The sequence below is a fragment of the Streptomyces sp. NPDC036764 genome, assembly GCF_055609385.1.
On sequence record NZ_JBVJPT010000016.1, the window covers coordinates 71,159 to 86,083 of the forward strand.

The window sequence follows — 14,925 nt, forward strand, 5'->3', positions numbered from 1 at the left end:
TGCCTTGGTGTCGGTCACAGTCGTGTCCCGTTCGGTTGGGAGGGAAAGCCGGTCGGTATCCGGGAGAGGGAAAGCCGGTCGGTATCCGGGAGAGGGGAAGCCGGTCGGTATCCGGGGGAGGGAAAGCCGGTCGGTATCCGGGGGAGGGGAAGCCGGTCGGTATCCGGGGGAGGGAAGGAAAGTCGCGGCCGTGCAGGTGTGGTGCGGTCAGACCGTTGCGGCCGTGCGTGTGGTCGTGGCTTCGCCGTCACCCGACGGAGCGGGTGTGGCTTCGCTGTCGTCAGACAGGGCCGGTGTCGCTTCGCTGTCGCCCGACACGGCGGGCGTGGTCTCGCCGTCGCTCGACGCGGCGGGCGTGCCGGTGGCGGGGGAGCTGCGGCGGATCGCCAGGCCGACCATGGCCACGCCGATGACCAGCAGGAACGCCATGCCGGCGAGGGCGAAGCTCAGGGTGTACTGGCTCTCGGCGGGCAGCGCGGGGACCCCGGCGGGCAGGTTGTCGAGCGTGTTGGAGGCGAGCAGCGAGGTGATGACCGCGCTGCCGATCGCGCTGCCGGTGGAGCGGGAGATGGAGTTGATGCCGTTGGCGATGCCGGTCTGGTGGTGGGGAACGCCGGCCACGATCAGGGCGGGCATCGCGGCGTAGCCGAAGCTGATGGCGACGCCGACGACCATGCCGGCCAGGATCACCGACGCGGTGGTGTCGTGGGCGAGGGTCAGCCAGGCGAACCCGACGACGCCGAAGACGGCACCGACGGCGAGGGTGAAACGCGCACCGATGCGGCGTACCAGCACGCCTCCGAGCTGGGCCGCTGCGAGCGAGATGAGGGCGGAGGGCAGCAGGTAGACGACGGAGGCGCGCAGAACCGAGGCGCCGAAGCCGTAGCCGGCGATCTCAGAGGGCGTCTGGACGAGGTAGGAGACGCCGATGAACTGAGCGAACATGGCGAATCCGACGAGCAGTCCGGCGATGTTGGTGAACAGCACCGGCCGGTGGACGAACATCTTCATGTCGACCAGCGGGTCACGGACCCTGCGCTCGACGAAGACCCAGAGGACCGTCGTGACGACGGCACCGGCGAACAGGACGAGCGTCCGGGCCGAGGTCCAGCCCCAGGTGTGCCCCTGCGAGATGGGCAGCAGGAACAGCACGAGCAGCAGGGCGAGACCGGCGGCGCCGAGCCAGTCGGTACGCCCGCCCGTCCGGGTACGGGGCGCGGGGACGGCGACCGCAACCGCGATCAGGGCGGCGGTGGCGAGCGCGGCGGCCAGCCAGAAGACCTGGTGATAGTCGGGGTTGGCACCCTGGCTCAGGAGTCCGGCGCTCACCAGGGCGAGACCGCTGCCGAAGCCGAGCGTGCCGCTGACCAGGGCCATGGCGCCGGGCAGCCGCGCGGGTGCGACCTCCTGGCGCAGCACGGACAGCGCGAGCGGGAAGATCGCGGTGGCGGCGCCCTGCATCACCCGGGCCACGATGAGCCACAGCATCGAACTCGTGGTCGCGGCGAGCACGGATCCGGCGACCATCACCACGAGCACGCCGAGCAGGGTCGGCTTCGTGCCGTGCTGGTCGCCGAGGCGGCCCAGAAGCGGCGTGAAGACCGCGGCCGACAGCAGCGTGGCGGTGGTGACCCAGCTCACCTGGGCCGTGGTGGCGCCGAGGTCGTTCTGGATTATGCCGAGGATCGGGATGACCAAGGTCTGCATCATCGACACGACCATGGCGGCGAGGCCCAGTACCAGGACGAGGGTGAGGCTGCCGGTGCGGCGCTCCGGCGCGGCGGCAAGGGAGGACTTCACGGTCTTCTCTCCGGTGGAAGGTTGTGGGCGCCCGAAGGGCGGAAGCATCGACGGTCGAGGAGTCAAACCATTGAGGTACTCGATGCTTGAGGACATCAAACAATATGACGCCGGTAGATGTCAAAGGTTGAGGTACTCAAACTTTGAGCGGTACCCTCGAGGTATGCCACCCATCCCGTCCAAGGCGCAGCTCATGGAGCTGCTCGCCCATTCGGTCAGTACGCACTTCGCCGACTTCACGGCCGCCGCCGCCGACATGAGCCTCACGTCGAGTCAGGCGAAGACCCTCACGGTGCTGCGCCGCGCACCCGCCTCGATGCGCTCGCTCGCGCACACCCTCGCCTGTGACGCGTCGAACATGACCGGGATCATCGACCGACTCGAAAAGCGAGACCTGGTCCACCGCGAAGTCAGCGCCACCGACCGCCGCGTGAAGAACGTCGCCCTCACCGAGGCGGGCCAGCAGGCGATCGACACGATCCGCGAGCGGATGGAGCAGACGCAGACCGGCCTGGACAAGCTGTCCGACGAAGAGCGCGCCGAGCTCTTCCGCCTGCTGACGGTCGTGTTCCCGCGCTGATGTGAGCAGACGCCGTCCCGTCGAGCAGTCGGGCGGTGGCTGAACAGTGAGACCTGTGCGCCGGATGGCTCGCGTTGGTGGGGTGGCGGTGGTGGGGTGGCGCCGGCCGCGTCGGTGGACCGATGACGGTCACTCGCGGTTCCGGGCGTCTTTCGCCGGCAGACACGGTGAGCCGAAGCCGAAGAGAAGCCTGCTGCGGGTGCGCGATGGGGAAGACTGCACTACTTCCTAGCGCTCGCCTGACTACGCGGTGACGCCGGCCCGGCGCCGGTGATCATCTGTCGTCTTCGATGCTGCTGCCGGCTATCACTCGGAACAACTCGCGGGCCCACTCGCAGAACTGCTCGACATCCCTGATGTCCGGCTCGTCACCGTTCGCCGGCATCCGGGCCTGGAGTTGCTCGGAGCGCAGCCCGCCGTAGCGGGCCCGCACCTCCGCGGTCACCGGCTGGACCGCGATGTGCAGGTGCTTGCGCGCGTCGCGGCCGTGCGAGCCACATGCAGACGTAGGTCCGCTCAGGCCGGCACAACGTCTCCACGACACGAGCGGTGTCGCGCAGCAAGGGGCCGAGTTCCGCCGCTGCCGTGTCGTCGAGCTCCGCGACAGCCACGACGTGCTCCCGCGGACCGACGATCAAGGTGCCGAGATTCATCGGACCGACGACGTGGTTCACCACCCAGGCGGCGGTTTCGTGCACGACGCCTCCGGGCGACTCCCGGCGCCCGGCCAAGACACCCCGTCACATCCACGCGCGCCAGCCTATACAGAGCCCGCAGCGATGAAGTCGACTGCCAACCTGGTTGATGGGCCTGCCAGTTGGCCTGTGCACGCCACGAACCTTGCCGATCTTCGGGTTCTTGCGGCGCCAGGAGGGTCTTCCATGCCGGTGGTGCACGAGTGAGGGATGCCTCAATCGGGCCTTGTGCTGGCGCGAAGCCGCCCGGGCGAGCTATCGTCGAGCTAGGTAGAGTTACCGGTCGTTCCACCTGCTCTCCGGGTGGGTGCCCGGCCGCCAGCGGTACGGCCCCTCACGGGAGTAGGCGTCCTTCGTCACCGGATGGCCACGACCAAGTCCTCCTTGGATGCGAAGTGCCGGTAGAAGGTGCCGCGTCCTCCACTGCCGACGTCGCCCTTCCGGCCCTTCAGTCCTCAACGCAACCGGCCACTGCGCCACCGACGGGACCTCACCGCGCATTACCCCTTCACGCCGACACGATCGACCATTCGCACTCCCGGACAAGGGCATCGACATGACCACCAGCACCGCGCGCCGCACAGCCCGACCGTGCCGTCTCTGCACGCCCTCGCAGGAGCCGAACGACTACACCCTGTTCCTGCGGCAGTGGGTGCGCTCACCGGCGCGCATGGGGGCCATCGCGCCCAGCTCGCGGCACCTGGCCGAGGCGGTCTGCGCCCCGGTGCCCGAACGCGGTGATCCCGTCGTGGTGGAACTGGGTGCCGGCACCGGCCCGTTCACCGCCGAGATCCAGCGTCGGCTCGGCGGACGCGGCCGCCACCTGGCCGTCGAGATCGATCCACTCCTCGCCCAGCGCCTGCGCCACCGTCACCCGGGTGCGGAGGTGATCCAGCGCGACGCCGTGCATCTGCGCCATCTGCTGGATGAGCGTGGCATCGAGAGCGCCGACGTGGTGGTCAGCGGCCTGCCCTGGGCCCTCTTTCCCGCCCCCACCCGGCACCAGCTCATGGACGCGACAGCCGCGGTGCTCGCCCCGGCGGGTGCCTTCACCGCGTTCACCTACCTCCACGCCGTTCCCCTCACCCCCGCCCGCCGGTTCCGCGACCTGCTGGCCGACCGCTTCGAGGAAGTCGTCCCCAGCCGGACCATATGGCGCAACACACCCCCGGCCTTCGTCCTTCACGCACGTAGGCCCCGCCCGTGACCCCCTCGAACAAGGGCGGACGCGACGCCACTTGGGGTCGCTACGGTGATCTTCCAGTCAGCCTCGGTGAAGGTCCCGTGGGGCATCGCCGGCCCGCCGGCACCCAGTAGTCGGCGGGCCGGGTGGTGCTGTCGCCCGGCGTCCAGCGCGCTGATGCTGAGACCACAGATCGTGGAGCGGGTGTGTCACGGAGGACGGGGCCGCGTCGTCGCCCGGTTGAAGCGCATGCCAAGGCGGGCGGAGGCCGGCGTGGCCACGGACCACGCTGCTCCGGTCCGGATTCGTGCGTCAGGCCAGCTTCTTGAGCATTTCGGCCGCGGCGGGTCCGGCGGAGGCGGGGTTCTGACCGGTGACCAGGTTGCGGTCCACGACCACGTTCGGGGCCCAAGGCTCGCCCTCCTGGTAGTCGGCGCCGATCTCGACCAGGCGGTCCTGGAGCAGCCACTTGGCGCCCGCCGCGAGGCCGCCCTGGGTCTCCTCGACGTTGCTGAAGGCGGTGAGCCGGTAACCGGCGAAGGCGTTGGCGCCGTCGGCCTGGGTGGCGGCCAGCAGCGCGGCCGGAGCGTGGCAGACCACGCCGAGCGGTTTGCCGGAGGAGAGCGCGTCGATGAGGAGCTTGCCGGAGGTGGCATCGACGGCCAGGTCCTCCATCGGGCCGTGGCCGCCGGGGTAGAAGACGGCGGCGTAGTCGGCGAGGTCGACGTCCTCCAGCCTGATGGGGTGCTGGATCTCGCTGATCGAGGCGAGGGCGTCCGCCATCGTCTTCGCGCCCTCCTCGCCGCCGTTGAACTGCGGCGCCAGGCTGACCTGGTCCAGGGGCGGCACGACGGCGCCCGGCGTGGCGATGACGACCTCGTGGCCGGCGGCCGTGAATGCCTGGTACGGGGCGACGGCCTCCTCGGCCCAGAAGCCGGTCGGGTGCTTGGTGCCGTCCGCCAGCGTCCAGTGGGCGGCGCCGGTCATCACGAAAAGGATCTTCGACATGGTGCGGTTTCCTAGAGTTCGGTTTATCGGGCGACGTCCCGCAGAAGCGGGCGCCCCGGGTTTCTGAATCGGTTATCCGGCCTCGGCCAAGGCGGCGAGAATCAAGTCGCTCACGGCCTTGGTGGACACCGGGTTCTGGCCCGTGATCAGGCGGTTGTCACGCACGGCATGCGGCGTCATCGGGATGGTGGAGCGCACATATTTGGCTCCCTTCGCGCGCAGTTCGTCCTCCAGGAGGAACGGCACCCTGCCCTGCACGCCGGCCAGTCTTTCCTCGACGTCCGGTCTGCCGCCCCGGATCGCCGCCTCAGGCGGCGGCCGGCACCCGTCTGGACCTGAGTGCGGTGGAGTGCGCCCAGACGATGACGACCGGGAGGGTGAACTCCAGGAGGGCGGAGGCGACGAAGACTCCCGCCTGGCTCGGCATGCCGTCCCGGGCGAAGGAGACCAGCCGCCCGACGCCGCCGAGGAAGATCGGGACGGCCAGGAAGTAGACGAGTACTCCCTGCCAGCGGATCGTTGCCGCCACCCAGGCGAACAGGGGAGCCCAGCCTACGTAGACACCCGCCAGGAAGCGGTGCGTGTTGTCCGCCTCCGCGGTGCCCGCCGGGCCTCCCTGCGCCAGTTGCTGCAGGCCGTCTCCGAGCGCGATGGCCGCGGCCAGCAGCAGGCAGACACGGACGATGGTGTTGGCTGCCGTGACAGGGTTGCCGGCCGCCATCATGGCTCCTTGCTCATCTCGGAGTTGGCCCCGGTGTCGGTGTTCAGGCCTGCTCGGTGGGGCGTACGAGCAGTTCGGCGATGGCCACGTGCCGGGGGCGGGTGACGATGTAGCGGACGGTGTCGGCGATGTCCTCGCTCTGCAGCCGCTCGATGTCGCCGAGGCCGGCGTTGAGCATTTGCTGGACAACTTCCGAGTTGTGGCTGCGCAGTTCGGTGTCGACGCTGCCCGGCTCGACGGCGGACACGCGGACGTGCTGCTTGGTCAGTTCCTGGCGCAGCGCCTCGCTGAAGCCGGTGACGCCGAACTTGGTGGCGGTGTACACGGCCATCATGGCGTAGGCGTTGCGGCCGTTCAGCGAGCTGATGTTGACGATGTCGGCGACCTGGCGCGGCCCGTCGGCGGCGGCCTTGACCAGGTGGGGGACGGCCGCGTGGGTGGTGTGCAGCAGGCCCATGAGGTTGATGTCGACCATGCGCTGCCAGTCGTTCAGGTCGGCGCCGGGGGTGGGTCCGAGCAGCATGAGGCCGGCGTTGTTGACCAGGGTGTCCAGGCGGCCCAGGCCCTCGACGGTCCGCTCGACCGCTTCCGCGGCGGCCCGGGCGGTGGTGATGTCAGCGGGTATGACCAGGGCCTTGCCGCCGGCGTTGGAGATCTCCGTGGCGAGGCCGGTGAGCCGGTCCTCGCGGCGGCCGACCAGGGCGACGGAGGCCCCCTCGCGGGCAAGCTCCAGGGCGGTGGCGTGGCCGATGCCGCTGGATGCTCCGGTGACCAGGGCGACGGTTCCTTCAAGACGACGAGTCATGGTTCAAGCCTTTCGATACGCGGCACGGCCGCCTTCCTGCGAGCCGTGCGGGATAAGGGGGATACGGCCTCGCTGGTGGGGCCGTAGGGGGGTGCAGGCCGCTCAGGGCCGGGCCGAGGGCACAATGGGGAAGTGAGCATCACTGGGAAGAAGACCACCGACGCCGGCCATCAGGGGACCAAGACCGTGGCAGACCTCCCGCCTCGCGAACGCCTCGTGCGGGCCGCGTCGCGGCTGTTCTATTACGAGGGCGTACGCGCCGTCGGCGTGGAGCGGCTGATCTCCGAGGCCGGGGTGACGAAGGTGACCTTCTACCGGCACTTCGCCTCCAAGGACGACCTGGTCGTGGCCTATCTGCTGACCAAGGACGCCTACTACAAGCAGGTGGCCGAACCGCTGGCCGCCGGGCACCCGCCCGCGGAGGCGATCGACCTGATCTTCGAGGCGATCGCCGAGCACGCCCGCGAGCGCGGCTTCCGCGGATCGCCGTTCCTGAACGCGGCCGCCGAGTACCCGGCCGCCGACCATCCGGTCCGCGCCCTGGTGACGACCCACCGGAACTGGATCCGCAGCCTCTTCCAGGACCTGCTCACCCGGCTCGGCCACACCGACCCGGAGTCGGCCGCCGGCGCACTGCTGATGCTGTACGACGGCGCGATGGCCGCCGGCTACCTGGACGACTCCACGGCCGCCCACAAGACCCTGCTGGACGCGGTCCGGCTGATCCGGTCGGGAGGCTGACCCCACCGAGGCCGCGCGAAACACCGGCCCTCTGACGGACCCCGGGCAAGCCGGGGCGCGGATTGGCTTCATGGAGCTTTTCATCTCTGTTCGACGTGCACCGGGACCCACTGGCAGTTGCCTGCCTGGTTGACAGTCCCGCCCGGAAGGACGAGGCGCCACCCGAAGTAGGGTTACCGGTCATTCTACCTCTCGACGATAACCCCCCCTGGCGTCCGCACGCCAGCGGGGTGGCCCGTCTGTGGGATCCGCCACGGACCGCTGCCGCTCCGGAGGGCCCTCCTGGCTCGCGCGTCCGAACTCGCCTGCTCCCTCATCCTCCGGCGTCACCTGCGGGCCTGCCACGGCAACGAAGTGAAGACCCGGCCGCGCAATGGCGGAGTCCGGTCCGTTGGGGTTCATGTGGATTTTCTACACGCACTCCCAGCCGTGTGAGCGGGCAGAACGTCATGCGTTCCGGACCGAATCTGCCCGTATCGACCTACGCATTTCCGCAGGTAGAGGCGATTTACGCCCTAAATAGGGACAACGGCCATGCCCGGATCCGCTTCGGAGCATGCCCGTTCCCTTGCCCGCGTCCCGGCCGGGGAAGGCTGTCGCCCTCGGTCGTCGGCCGGGGAGCCGTCGAGAAGCCGGGGACGCTTCGGCGTTGCTGCTCGCCGATACCCGGCCGACTCGACCACTTGGACCTCACACAGCCGGCGCGCTGATCTCCCTCTTGAGGATCTTGCCGCTGGGGCCGGTCGGCAGTGTGTCCACGAGCCACACCTGACGCGGGTACTTGTACGCCGCAACCCGCTCCTTGACGAACAGTTGGAGCTCGTCGGGCGTGGCCGCGGCACCCGGGCGCAGCACCACCGCGGCCGCGATCTCCTCGCCCAGATGCGCGTCGGCCACGCCCAGCACGGCGGCCAGGGCGACGGCCGGGTGCTCGTGGAGCACCTCCTCGATCTCACGAGGGTAGACGTTGTAGCCGCCGCGGATGATCATGTCCTTCTTGCGGTCGACGATGTACAGGTAGCCGTCCTCGTCCTGGCGCGCGAGGTCGCCGCTGCGCAGCCAGCCGTCCGGGATGGTGGCCGCCGTCTCCTCCGGGCGCTTCCAGTAACCCTTCATCACGTTCGGCCCGCGCACGGCCAGTTCGCCGATCTCGCCGGGAGCCACGTCCTGGCCCTTGTCGTCGAGGAGCCGCACCTCCACGTCCTTGATCGGCGTGCCGATGGACCCGGCCTTGCGCGGCCGGTCGGGGTGGTTGAAGGTGACCACCGGACTCGTCTCGGACATGCCGAAGCCCTCCAGCACCACACAGCCGAAGCGACGCTCGAAGCCGTGCAGGATCTCCACCGGCAGCGAGGCTCCGCCGGAGACGCACATCCGCAGCGTGGACACGTCGGCCTGAGACGGGTGCTGGAGCAGCGCCGCGTACATGGTCGGCACGCCCTCGAAGATCGTCGCCCGGTCGCGGGCGATGGCGTCCAGCACGGTCTGCGGGTCGAAGCGGGGGATCAGGGTGAGCGAGGCACCGGCGCGGACCGTCACACTCATCGTGCAGATCTGGCCGAAGATGTGGAACAGCGGCAGACAGCCCACGACCACGTCGTCCGCCGTCATCCGCTGCACATGCACCGCGTTGACCTCGGTGTTGTGCCGCAGCCCGGTGTGGGTGAGGGTGGCGCCCTTGGGGCGGCCGGTGGTGCCCGAGGTGTACAGCAGCACGGCCACGTCCTCGACGTCCGGCTCGCTCACCTCCGGCAGCGGCTCGTGACCGGCGAGCAGGCCCGCGAAGGCGGCGGGTTCGACGGCCATGTGCCGCACTCCGGCGGCGGCCGCGCCCTTCATGCCCTCGCCCGGAGCCTGGTGCCACTCGAAGAGCATCTCGGCGCCCGAGTCGCGCAGGTGGTACTCGGTCTCCCGGGTCTTCAGCAGCGGGTTCATCGGTACGACGACCGCTCCGGCGCGCAGCACGCCGTAGTACAGGACGACGAACTCGGGAACGTTGGGCAGCATCAGAGCGACCCGGTCTCCCGGTCGTACGCCCTCGGCCCGCAGCAGCGCGGCGGCGCGGGCGCTGCGCTCGTCGAGCTCCGCGTAGCTGGTGACCTGACCCCCCAGCCGCAGCGCGGGGTGTTCCGGCTGCCGCCGAGCCGTCTCCACCAGGAACTGAGCCAGATTGGCCATGACCGCCTCCACGAATGTCACCGTCGAAATCCGCTGTTCACACTGACGACATCGTGCAGATGTCCGTGGCGACGGCCTATATGGGCCATGACAGCGTCTGCCCTCCCGGATTGTCCCCGGGGACAAAACAGGGGCGTTACGCTGCGGGAATGAACCTCTCAGGGGTGGTCTCGGCACTTCAGGCGAGGCTGCCGGAACTGGGCGAGCGGATGGCGCAGCGCATCCGCTCGGACGTCGATGCCTACAAGGACGAGTCGCTGATCCCCTTCGACTCGCTGCGCCGCTCGTGCACCGCCAACGCGGACCTGCTCCTGGACCAGCTCGGCCGCGCGGGCGCGCAGGACCCGAGCCCGGCTCGGGAGACCGGTCGCCTGCGCGCCGAGCAGGGCGTGCCGCTGGCGGACACCCTGCACGCGTACCGGATCGGCTTCGAGCTCCTGTGGACGGACATCCTCGCCGAGGCACGCAACCGTCCCGAGGTCACCGACGCCCAACTGGTGTCCCAGTCCGCGGAGATCTGGGCCCTGTTCGGCCGCTACGCGGAGGCGGTCGCGGCGGCCTACCGGGAGACCACCGCCGAGCTGACCTCGCGGCGTCAGGCACGCCGCTCCGCACTGGTGGAGGCGCTGTTCACCGGCGTCATCGCCGACCGCACGCTGTGGGAGGCCGCCCGCGAGCTGGGTCTGCCCGACCGCGGCCCCTACGTGGTCGCCGCCGCGGCGGCCGACGCCCCCGGCGAGGAACCGCTGGTGGGGACGGAAACGGCACTGCGTCAGGCCCAGGTCCACTTCGCCTGGCGGCTGCTGCCCGACCAGCAGATCGGTCTGGCCGCCCTGCCCACGGCGACGGCGGAGAGCACCTGTCTGCGCATCCTGCGCGACGCGGGCGCCCGGGTAGGCGTCAGCCCGTGCTTTCACTCCCTGCGGGACACCCCCCGGGCTCTGCGCTTCGCCCGGCTGGCTCTGGCCGGCCTGCAGGGCACCGGCCCCGGCGTCGCGCGCTTCGACGACAACCCGCTGGCCATGGTCGTCGCCGCCGCCCCGGCCGAGGCGGCGCACCTCGTGGAGGTGGTCCTCCAGCCCCTGCTCGATCTCCCGGCCCCGGAGCGTTCCCGTCTTCTGGAGACCCTGGAGCACTGGTACGCCGCCGCCGGCTCCGCCACGGACGCGGCGCAAAGTCTCTTCGTCCACCCCAACACCGTCCGCTACCGGCTGCGCCGCGTCGAGGAGCTGACGGGCCGCTCCCTGTCGGATCCCCGCGCGGCGGCGGACATCGGCGCGGCGCTCCTGGCGGTCCGCCGGGTGAGCTCGTCGGTCGGTGACGTCATTCAGTGACGGACGTACGGCTTGCGGCCCGAAGCGTCGGCGGACGCGGTCCGCGGCGACTTCGGCCGCGCGGGCCCGGGCGGCGCCGGGATCCAGGGAGAGCCGGCGGTAGGCGCTGTCGGCCGGCAGCAGGTCGTCGGCACGGATCACGAAGGCGCAGACTCACGCTCGCTGCAGCCCCAGGGAAGTCAGCATCCGCACGCCGATTCTCGCCGCAGTCCCTTCGGGCACAGCCGTGGCGAGCATCGACGCCGCCGCCTCGCGGCCGGCCCGGTCTACGAATGTCGCCCAGGCACGTGCGACGTCGAGCGGGCCGAGACCCTGTTCAGTGCAGTCCGCGCTGCTCCCCGGACACCGGCCGGCCGCAGCAGCCCGGTGTGCGCCACCGACACCGAGCGGGAAGGGCACCAGCAGGGGCGCCAACACAGGCGCGACAACCGCCGCGAGCCGTGCCCCCGATGCGGCAATGCCCTCCGGGCCTGCGAGTGTCGCGCGGCCGCATGTGCTCTCGGGGGACCGGCTCGTGGGTACCGCGGGCGATGGCCGCCGCCCTGGTTTCACCAGTGCCCGCTGCGGGGCCGCGCGGCTCGTCGCGCCGCCGAGCAGGCGGAGCGCCAGTCGAGGAGGGCGGTCACGTCCGCAACTGGCGCACACCGAGCGGGCCACGCCCGACGCACCGTAATCGGGCCCCGGGGTGCCATGGCGCCTGGGTAATTTGCTTGCTGAGAAGGGCGGGCGGGTACGGCGAGGCAGCTCAGCCGCCCCGCGGCACGGCCGCGTCCTGCTCGGTGGCGGGTGCGGTGGTCGGCGGCGGGGTCAGCCTGAGCGTGAGGACGTAGGAGGCCACGACCGCCACGATCACCAGCGGCATGACGGTCAGGCCCTCTTGGCCCAGAAGCAGGGTGGCCAGCAGCAAGGAGGTCATGGGCAACTTGAGCATCGCCGCCGACATGGCACCCACGCCCATCGCGAGCCCAGCGGTCACGCCGAGCCCGGGCAGGTGGGAGAGTGCGATGCCTCCGGCTGCGCCCACGAACATGGCGGGGAACACCGGGCCACCACGGAACGCTGCCATGGACACGCAGTACGCCACCGCCTTGCAGGCGACGAGCACCACAAGGGCGCCCGCCGAATACTGCGCGTTCGCAGTGAGAAGGGGACCGAGGCCGCTCTGTCCCGAGTACAGGACTCCCGATGCCGAGTGGCCGGTCCACTCCGCGTAGAGCAGGGCGATCACACCGACGACGACGCCCGCGAGTACGGTGGCCGTCAGCCGTCGCCGTTTGACCTGTTTCAGTAAGAAGAGGGCGAGCCACCGAATCCCGACGCCCAGCAGAGCCGCCGCTACGCCGATCAGGAGCGCCCAGCCGAACCCGGCGGCATCCGGTGTGGCGGCATGGGGGACGTTCGGCAGGGTCAGCGAGTAGGTGCCCAGGCCGGTCCACGAGCCCAGGCCGGTGAAGATGAGCGCGCCGATGCCGGAGGCGAGCAATCCGGGTACCAGGACGATGCCGAGCATCGGTCCACCGAAGCGGGCCATTTCCATGAGCAGAAATGCTCCGAGCAGCGGTGAGCCGAGCAGGGTGCTGATCGCGGCGAAGCTCCCGGAGGCTCCCACGACACCGGTTGCCTGCTCCGGGAACGACTTCCGCGTCAGTCGCAGCGCAGCCACGGCGAGGCCGCTGCCCAGGGCGATGAGCGGGGCCTCCGGCCCGATGACGGCCCCGAGGCCGAGTGAGGCCAGCGCGGCGAGCGCCACGCCAGGCAGATTGGCTGTCGGGGTCGGGCCCGAGGGTACGAATCCGTAGGCCGGCTCGTGTCCACCGTTACCGGGGAAGTATCGGACGATCGGGCCGACTAGGAGCCCGGCCACGGCCAGCAGCGGTACCGGCCACCAGTTGGGCGTGCCATGGAAGCCCAGGGCCTTGGGCAGGTCGGTGTAGGTGAGCGACTGGAGCTCGTTGACGAGTGCGAGAAAGCCGAAAGCCGCCGCCGAGATCGGGACACCGAGAACCGCCGCGATCAGGAGGAGAACCGCGTAACCGCGGCTGCGGGCGAGTGAGAGTGGGTCCGTGGTGGCTGCGGGGGGCTGTTCGTCAGGCTTGCTCGGACGGCTCGGAGAGGTCACGCCGAGACCTCCGGCATGCGCGTGTCACAGCAGGACTTGGCCATGATTCCGGAGCCGGGGCAGCCGGCCATGATCGCCGCGGCGCCTCGGTGGAACCGAAATGATGGAGACTCACTGGGCCGAAAGGGATCGGTACGAGGTCCGGGATCCGGTGGGCCGGCCGCTCCTCCGGAATCCGCAAGGGATCGCGGCACTTCTCCTACGGTTCGTACTCTGCGTGGCTGGGTCGAGAAAAACAGCGACGAGCGCCCCTGCCACCAGTGCGCCCGCTCCTCGACAGCGGTGCGCCCCTCTGGGCGTGGAGCAGTGGCTGTCCTCTGCGACATCACTACCCTCCGGGTCGATGGACGCCGATCCGTGATCGCCCTGGGGTGGTGACCACGACAGGGGACGATCCGGGCACACGACGCGGACTCCGCTCCCGCCCACGCGCTCACCCTCAAGACCGATCATGGTGGCCGTTGCCCGGTTCGGCATCACGGCATATCCGTGCGAGGACCGCGTGCTGAAGGCCAGGATCCCCCCACCCCGCACCGAAGTGCCGAATGTGACGACGAACCAGGCACACATCGGCGTGGGCGTGAGGCCCTGACCCGGCCGGCCACGCAGCCGGTCGGCAAAAGCACCCGCTCGTACTGTCGGGCGCCGTGACGGCGTCGTCACTCCCCCCAGGGGGTGATCCCCCAGCGGACGGTGTGCTGCTCGCCGGGGCCAAGACTGACGAGCCCGGTGCCGCTGCGGAAGGCGTCGGGCGGGCAGGTCATCGGCTCGATGGCGACCGCACGACGGCGCTCCCCGGGCGGGAGGGTGTCGCCGGTGTAGAGCTGCACGTAGTCGGCGCCTTCACCGAGCCACACGTCCGCGCCGAACGCACCCGACGGGTGGGCCAGGCGCACCACGGCCCGACCGTCCGCGTCCCGGTCGAGGTCGCCGAAAGGGGTGTCCAGCCGGAGCGCACCGACAGCACGGGGCGTTCGCAAGTCGTACTCGGTCCCGGCGACCGGCTCGGCGGCGACCGGCAGGCCGCGCTCATCGGTGCGCAGCCACGTGCGTGCGGGGACGGTCAGCACCGCCTGGTCGACGACGGCGGTGCCCGCGGTGACGTAGGGATGCTGGCCGAAGCCGTACGGTGCGGCGCTCGCGTCAAGGTTGCGCGCGGCGACGGCGACTTCGAGTCCTCTCTCACCCAGGGTGTACTCGGCGCGGACGTGGAGGTGGAACGGGTAGCCCGGCTGCGGCCACAGATGAACCTCCAGGACGGCGCGGCTGCCGCTCGCCTCCACCACCTGCCACGCGACCCACCGGAGCAGCCCGTGGATGGCGTTGCCGCCGGTCGGCTCAGTGAGCGGAAGCTGCAGATCCTGCCCTTCCCAGGGGTAGCGGCCGTCGCGGATCCGGTTGGGCCACGGCACCAGGATCTGGCCGCGTCCGCCGGTGATCCGGTCCTGTTCGGCGAACCCGTCGATCACGATGCGCTCACCGACCGAGTACGACCGAAGGGCCGCGCCCAGCTCGACGACAACGGCACGGTGCGTGCCGTGACGAAGGGTCAGTTGTCGTCCGGTGCGGCTCTCCTGCACGCGTGGCCTCCTGGGTCCGCCGGGTCGTCCTCGGACCCTGCGTAGTGATGGCCTGCACTACCGGCCTCCCGTCGGGAGCGTGCGGACCCTCATGGGCCCGGTCAAGCACGACACGTTCCTGTCGGCGCGATCGCCGGGCAGGTTCGCCCGCTGAGGCCACAAAAGGACTCAGTGCCTGATC

14 protein-coding genes are annotated in these 14,925 nt (G+C 70.4%); 4 read left to right on the top strand and 10 right to left on the bottom strand.

Annotated features, from left to right (window positions below):
• Positions 1–207 precede the first annotated feature (207 nt).
• The gene (locus ACZ69Q_RS38665) at positions 208–1,848 is read right to left on the bottom strand and encodes an MFS transporter (protein ID WP_471052082.1); all 1,641 of its coding nucleotides are present in this window, start codon (positions 1,846–1,848) and stop codon (positions 208–210) included.
• 115 nt (positions 1,849–1,963) lie between these two features.
• On the opposite strand from ACZ69Q_RS38665, the gene ACZ69Q_RS38670 reads away from it, so the two are divergent.
• Complete coding sequence (locus ACZ69Q_RS38670; protein ID WP_471051650.1) at positions 1,964–2,380, top strand: MarR family winged helix-turn-helix transcriptional regulator; 417 nt, start codon at positions 1,964–1,966, stop codon at positions 2,378–2,380.
• Between the two features lie 274 nt (positions 2,381–2,654).
• Here the strand turns inward: ACZ69Q_RS38670 and ACZ69Q_RS38675 are convergent, their stop codons facing one another.
• Both ACZ69Q_RS38675 and ACZ69Q_RS38680 read right to left on the bottom strand, forming a co-directional pair.
• Positions 2,655–2,825 (bottom strand): hypothetical protein, encoded by a 171-nt coding sequence (locus ACZ69Q_RS38675; protein ID WP_471051653.1) that lies wholly within the window; start codon positions 2,823–2,825, stop codon positions 2,655–2,657.
• A gap of 606 nt (positions 2,826–3,431) precedes the next feature.
• Complete coding sequence (locus tag ACZ69Q_RS38680) at positions 3,432–3,527, bottom strand: TetR family transcriptional regulator (RefSeq protein ID WP_471052084.1); 96 nt, start codon at positions 3,525–3,527, stop codon at positions 3,432–3,434.
• Between the two features lie 104 nt (positions 3,528–3,631).
• Here ACZ69Q_RS38680 and ACZ69Q_RS38685 point away from each other — a divergent pair, with 104 nt between their 5' ends.
• Positions 3,632–4,282: a class I SAM-dependent methyltransferase gene (locus tag ACZ69Q_RS38685; protein WP_471051656.1), complete on the top strand. Its 651-nt coding sequence runs from the start codon at positions 3,632–3,634 to the stop codon at positions 4,280–4,282.
• A 288-nt stretch (positions 4,283–4,570) separates the two neighbouring features.
• Here ACZ69Q_RS38685 and ACZ69Q_RS38690 read toward each other — a convergent pair whose 3' ends face one another.
• The 4 genes from ACZ69Q_RS38690 to ACZ69Q_RS38705 all read right to left on the bottom strand — a co-directional run bounded on the left by ACZ69Q_RS38690 (position 4,571) and on the right by ACZ69Q_RS38705 (position 6,792).
• Complete coding sequence (locus tag ACZ69Q_RS38690) at positions 4,571–5,266, bottom strand: type 1 glutamine amidotransferase domain-containing protein (RefSeq protein ID WP_471051659.1); 696 nt, start codon at positions 5,264–5,266, stop codon at positions 4,571–4,573.
• A 72-nt stretch (positions 5,267–5,338) separates the two neighbouring features.
• Positions 5,339–5,524 carry a hypothetical protein gene (locus ACZ69Q_RS38695; protein WP_471051661.1) on the bottom strand — a complete coding sequence of 62 codons (186 nt, stop codon included), beginning with the start codon at positions 5,522–5,524 and terminating at the stop codon, positions 5,339–5,341.
• 49 nt (positions 5,525–5,573) lie between these two features.
• Positions 5,574–5,987 carry a DUF4345 domain-containing protein gene (locus tag ACZ69Q_RS38700; protein ID WP_471051664.1) on the bottom strand — a complete coding sequence of 138 codons (414 nt, stop codon included), beginning with the start codon at positions 5,985–5,987 and terminating at the stop codon, positions 5,574–5,576.
• A gap of 43 nt (positions 5,988–6,030) precedes the next feature.
• Positions 6,031–6,792, bottom strand: coding sequence for an SDR family NAD(P)-dependent oxidoreductase (locus ACZ69Q_RS38705; protein WP_471051666.1), 762 nt, complete (start codon positions 6,790–6,792; stop codon positions 6,031–6,033).
• 132 nt (positions 6,793–6,924) lie between these two features.
• Here ACZ69Q_RS38705 and ACZ69Q_RS38710 point away from each other — a divergent pair, with 132 nt between their 5' ends.
• Positions 6,925–7,533, top strand: coding sequence for a TetR/AcrR family transcriptional regulator (locus ACZ69Q_RS38710; protein ID WP_471051669.1), 609 nt, complete (start codon positions 6,925–6,927; stop codon positions 7,531–7,533).
• Positions 7,534–8,223: 690 nt separating this feature from the next.
• On the opposite strand, the gene ACZ69Q_RS38715 is transcribed toward ACZ69Q_RS38710, so the two are convergent.
• The gene (locus tag ACZ69Q_RS38715) at positions 8,224–9,711 is read right to left on the bottom strand and encodes a long-chain-fatty-acid--CoA ligase (protein WP_471051672.1); all 1,488 of its coding nucleotides are present in this window, start codon (positions 9,709–9,711) and stop codon (positions 8,224–8,226) included.
• A gap of 149 nt (positions 9,712–9,860) precedes the next feature.
• Here ACZ69Q_RS38715 and ACZ69Q_RS38720 point away from each other — a divergent pair, with 149 nt between their 5' ends.
• Positions 9,861–11,045, top strand: coding sequence for a PucR family transcriptional regulator (locus ACZ69Q_RS38720; RefSeq protein ID WP_471051674.1), 1,185 nt, complete (start codon positions 9,861–9,863; stop codon positions 11,043–11,045).
• Positions 11,046–11,790: 745 nt separating this feature from the next.
• Here the strand turns inward: ACZ69Q_RS38720 and ACZ69Q_RS38725 are convergent.
• Positions 11,791–13,164: a chloride channel protein gene (locus ACZ69Q_RS38725; RefSeq protein WP_471051677.1), complete on the bottom strand. Its 1,374-nt coding sequence runs from the start codon at positions 13,162–13,164 to the stop codon at positions 11,791–11,793.
• A 659-nt stretch (positions 13,165–13,823) separates the two neighbouring features.
• A complete protein-coding gene (locus ACZ69Q_RS38730; protein ID WP_471051679.1) occupies positions 13,824–14,744 on the bottom strand; it encodes an aldose 1-epimerase family protein in 921 nt (306 codons plus the stop codon).
• Positions 14,745–14,925: the final 181 nt, after the last annotated feature.

Excerpts from the sequence above, each read along its gene's own strand:
- ACZ69Q_RS38685 (WP_471051656.1), top strand. The coding sequence starts at position 3,632 with ATGACCACCAGCACCGCGCGCCGCACAGCCCGACCGTGCCGTCTCTGC.
- ACZ69Q_RS38720 (WP_471051674.1), top strand. The coding sequence starts at position 9,861 with ATGAACCTCTCAGGGGTGGTCTCGGCACTTCAGGCGAGGCTGCCGGAA.
- ACZ69Q_RS38715 (WP_471051672.1), bottom strand. The coding sequence starts at position 9,711 with ATGGCCAATCTGGCTCAGTTCCTGGTGGAGACGGCTCGGCGGCAGCCG.
- ACZ69Q_RS38705 (WP_471051666.1), bottom strand. The coding sequence starts at position 6,792 with ATGACTCGTCGTCTTGAAGGAACCGTCGCCCTGGTCACCGGAGCATCC.
- ACZ69Q_RS38665 (WP_471052082.1), bottom strand. The coding sequence starts at position 1,848 with ATGCTTCCGCCCTTCGGGCGCCCACAACCTTCCACCGGAGAGAAGACC.
- ACZ69Q_RS38700 (WP_471051664.1), bottom strand. The coding sequence starts at position 5,987 with ATGGCGGCCGGCAACCCTGTCACGGCAGCCAACACCATCGTCCGTGTC.
- ACZ69Q_RS38670 (WP_471051650.1), top strand. The coding sequence starts at position 1,964 with ATGCCACCCATCCCGTCCAAGGCGCAGCTCATGGAGCTGCTCGCCCAT.
- ACZ69Q_RS38690 (WP_471051659.1), bottom strand. The coding sequence starts at position 5,266 with ATGTCGAAGATCCTTTTCGTGATGACCGGCGCCGCCCACTGGACGCTG.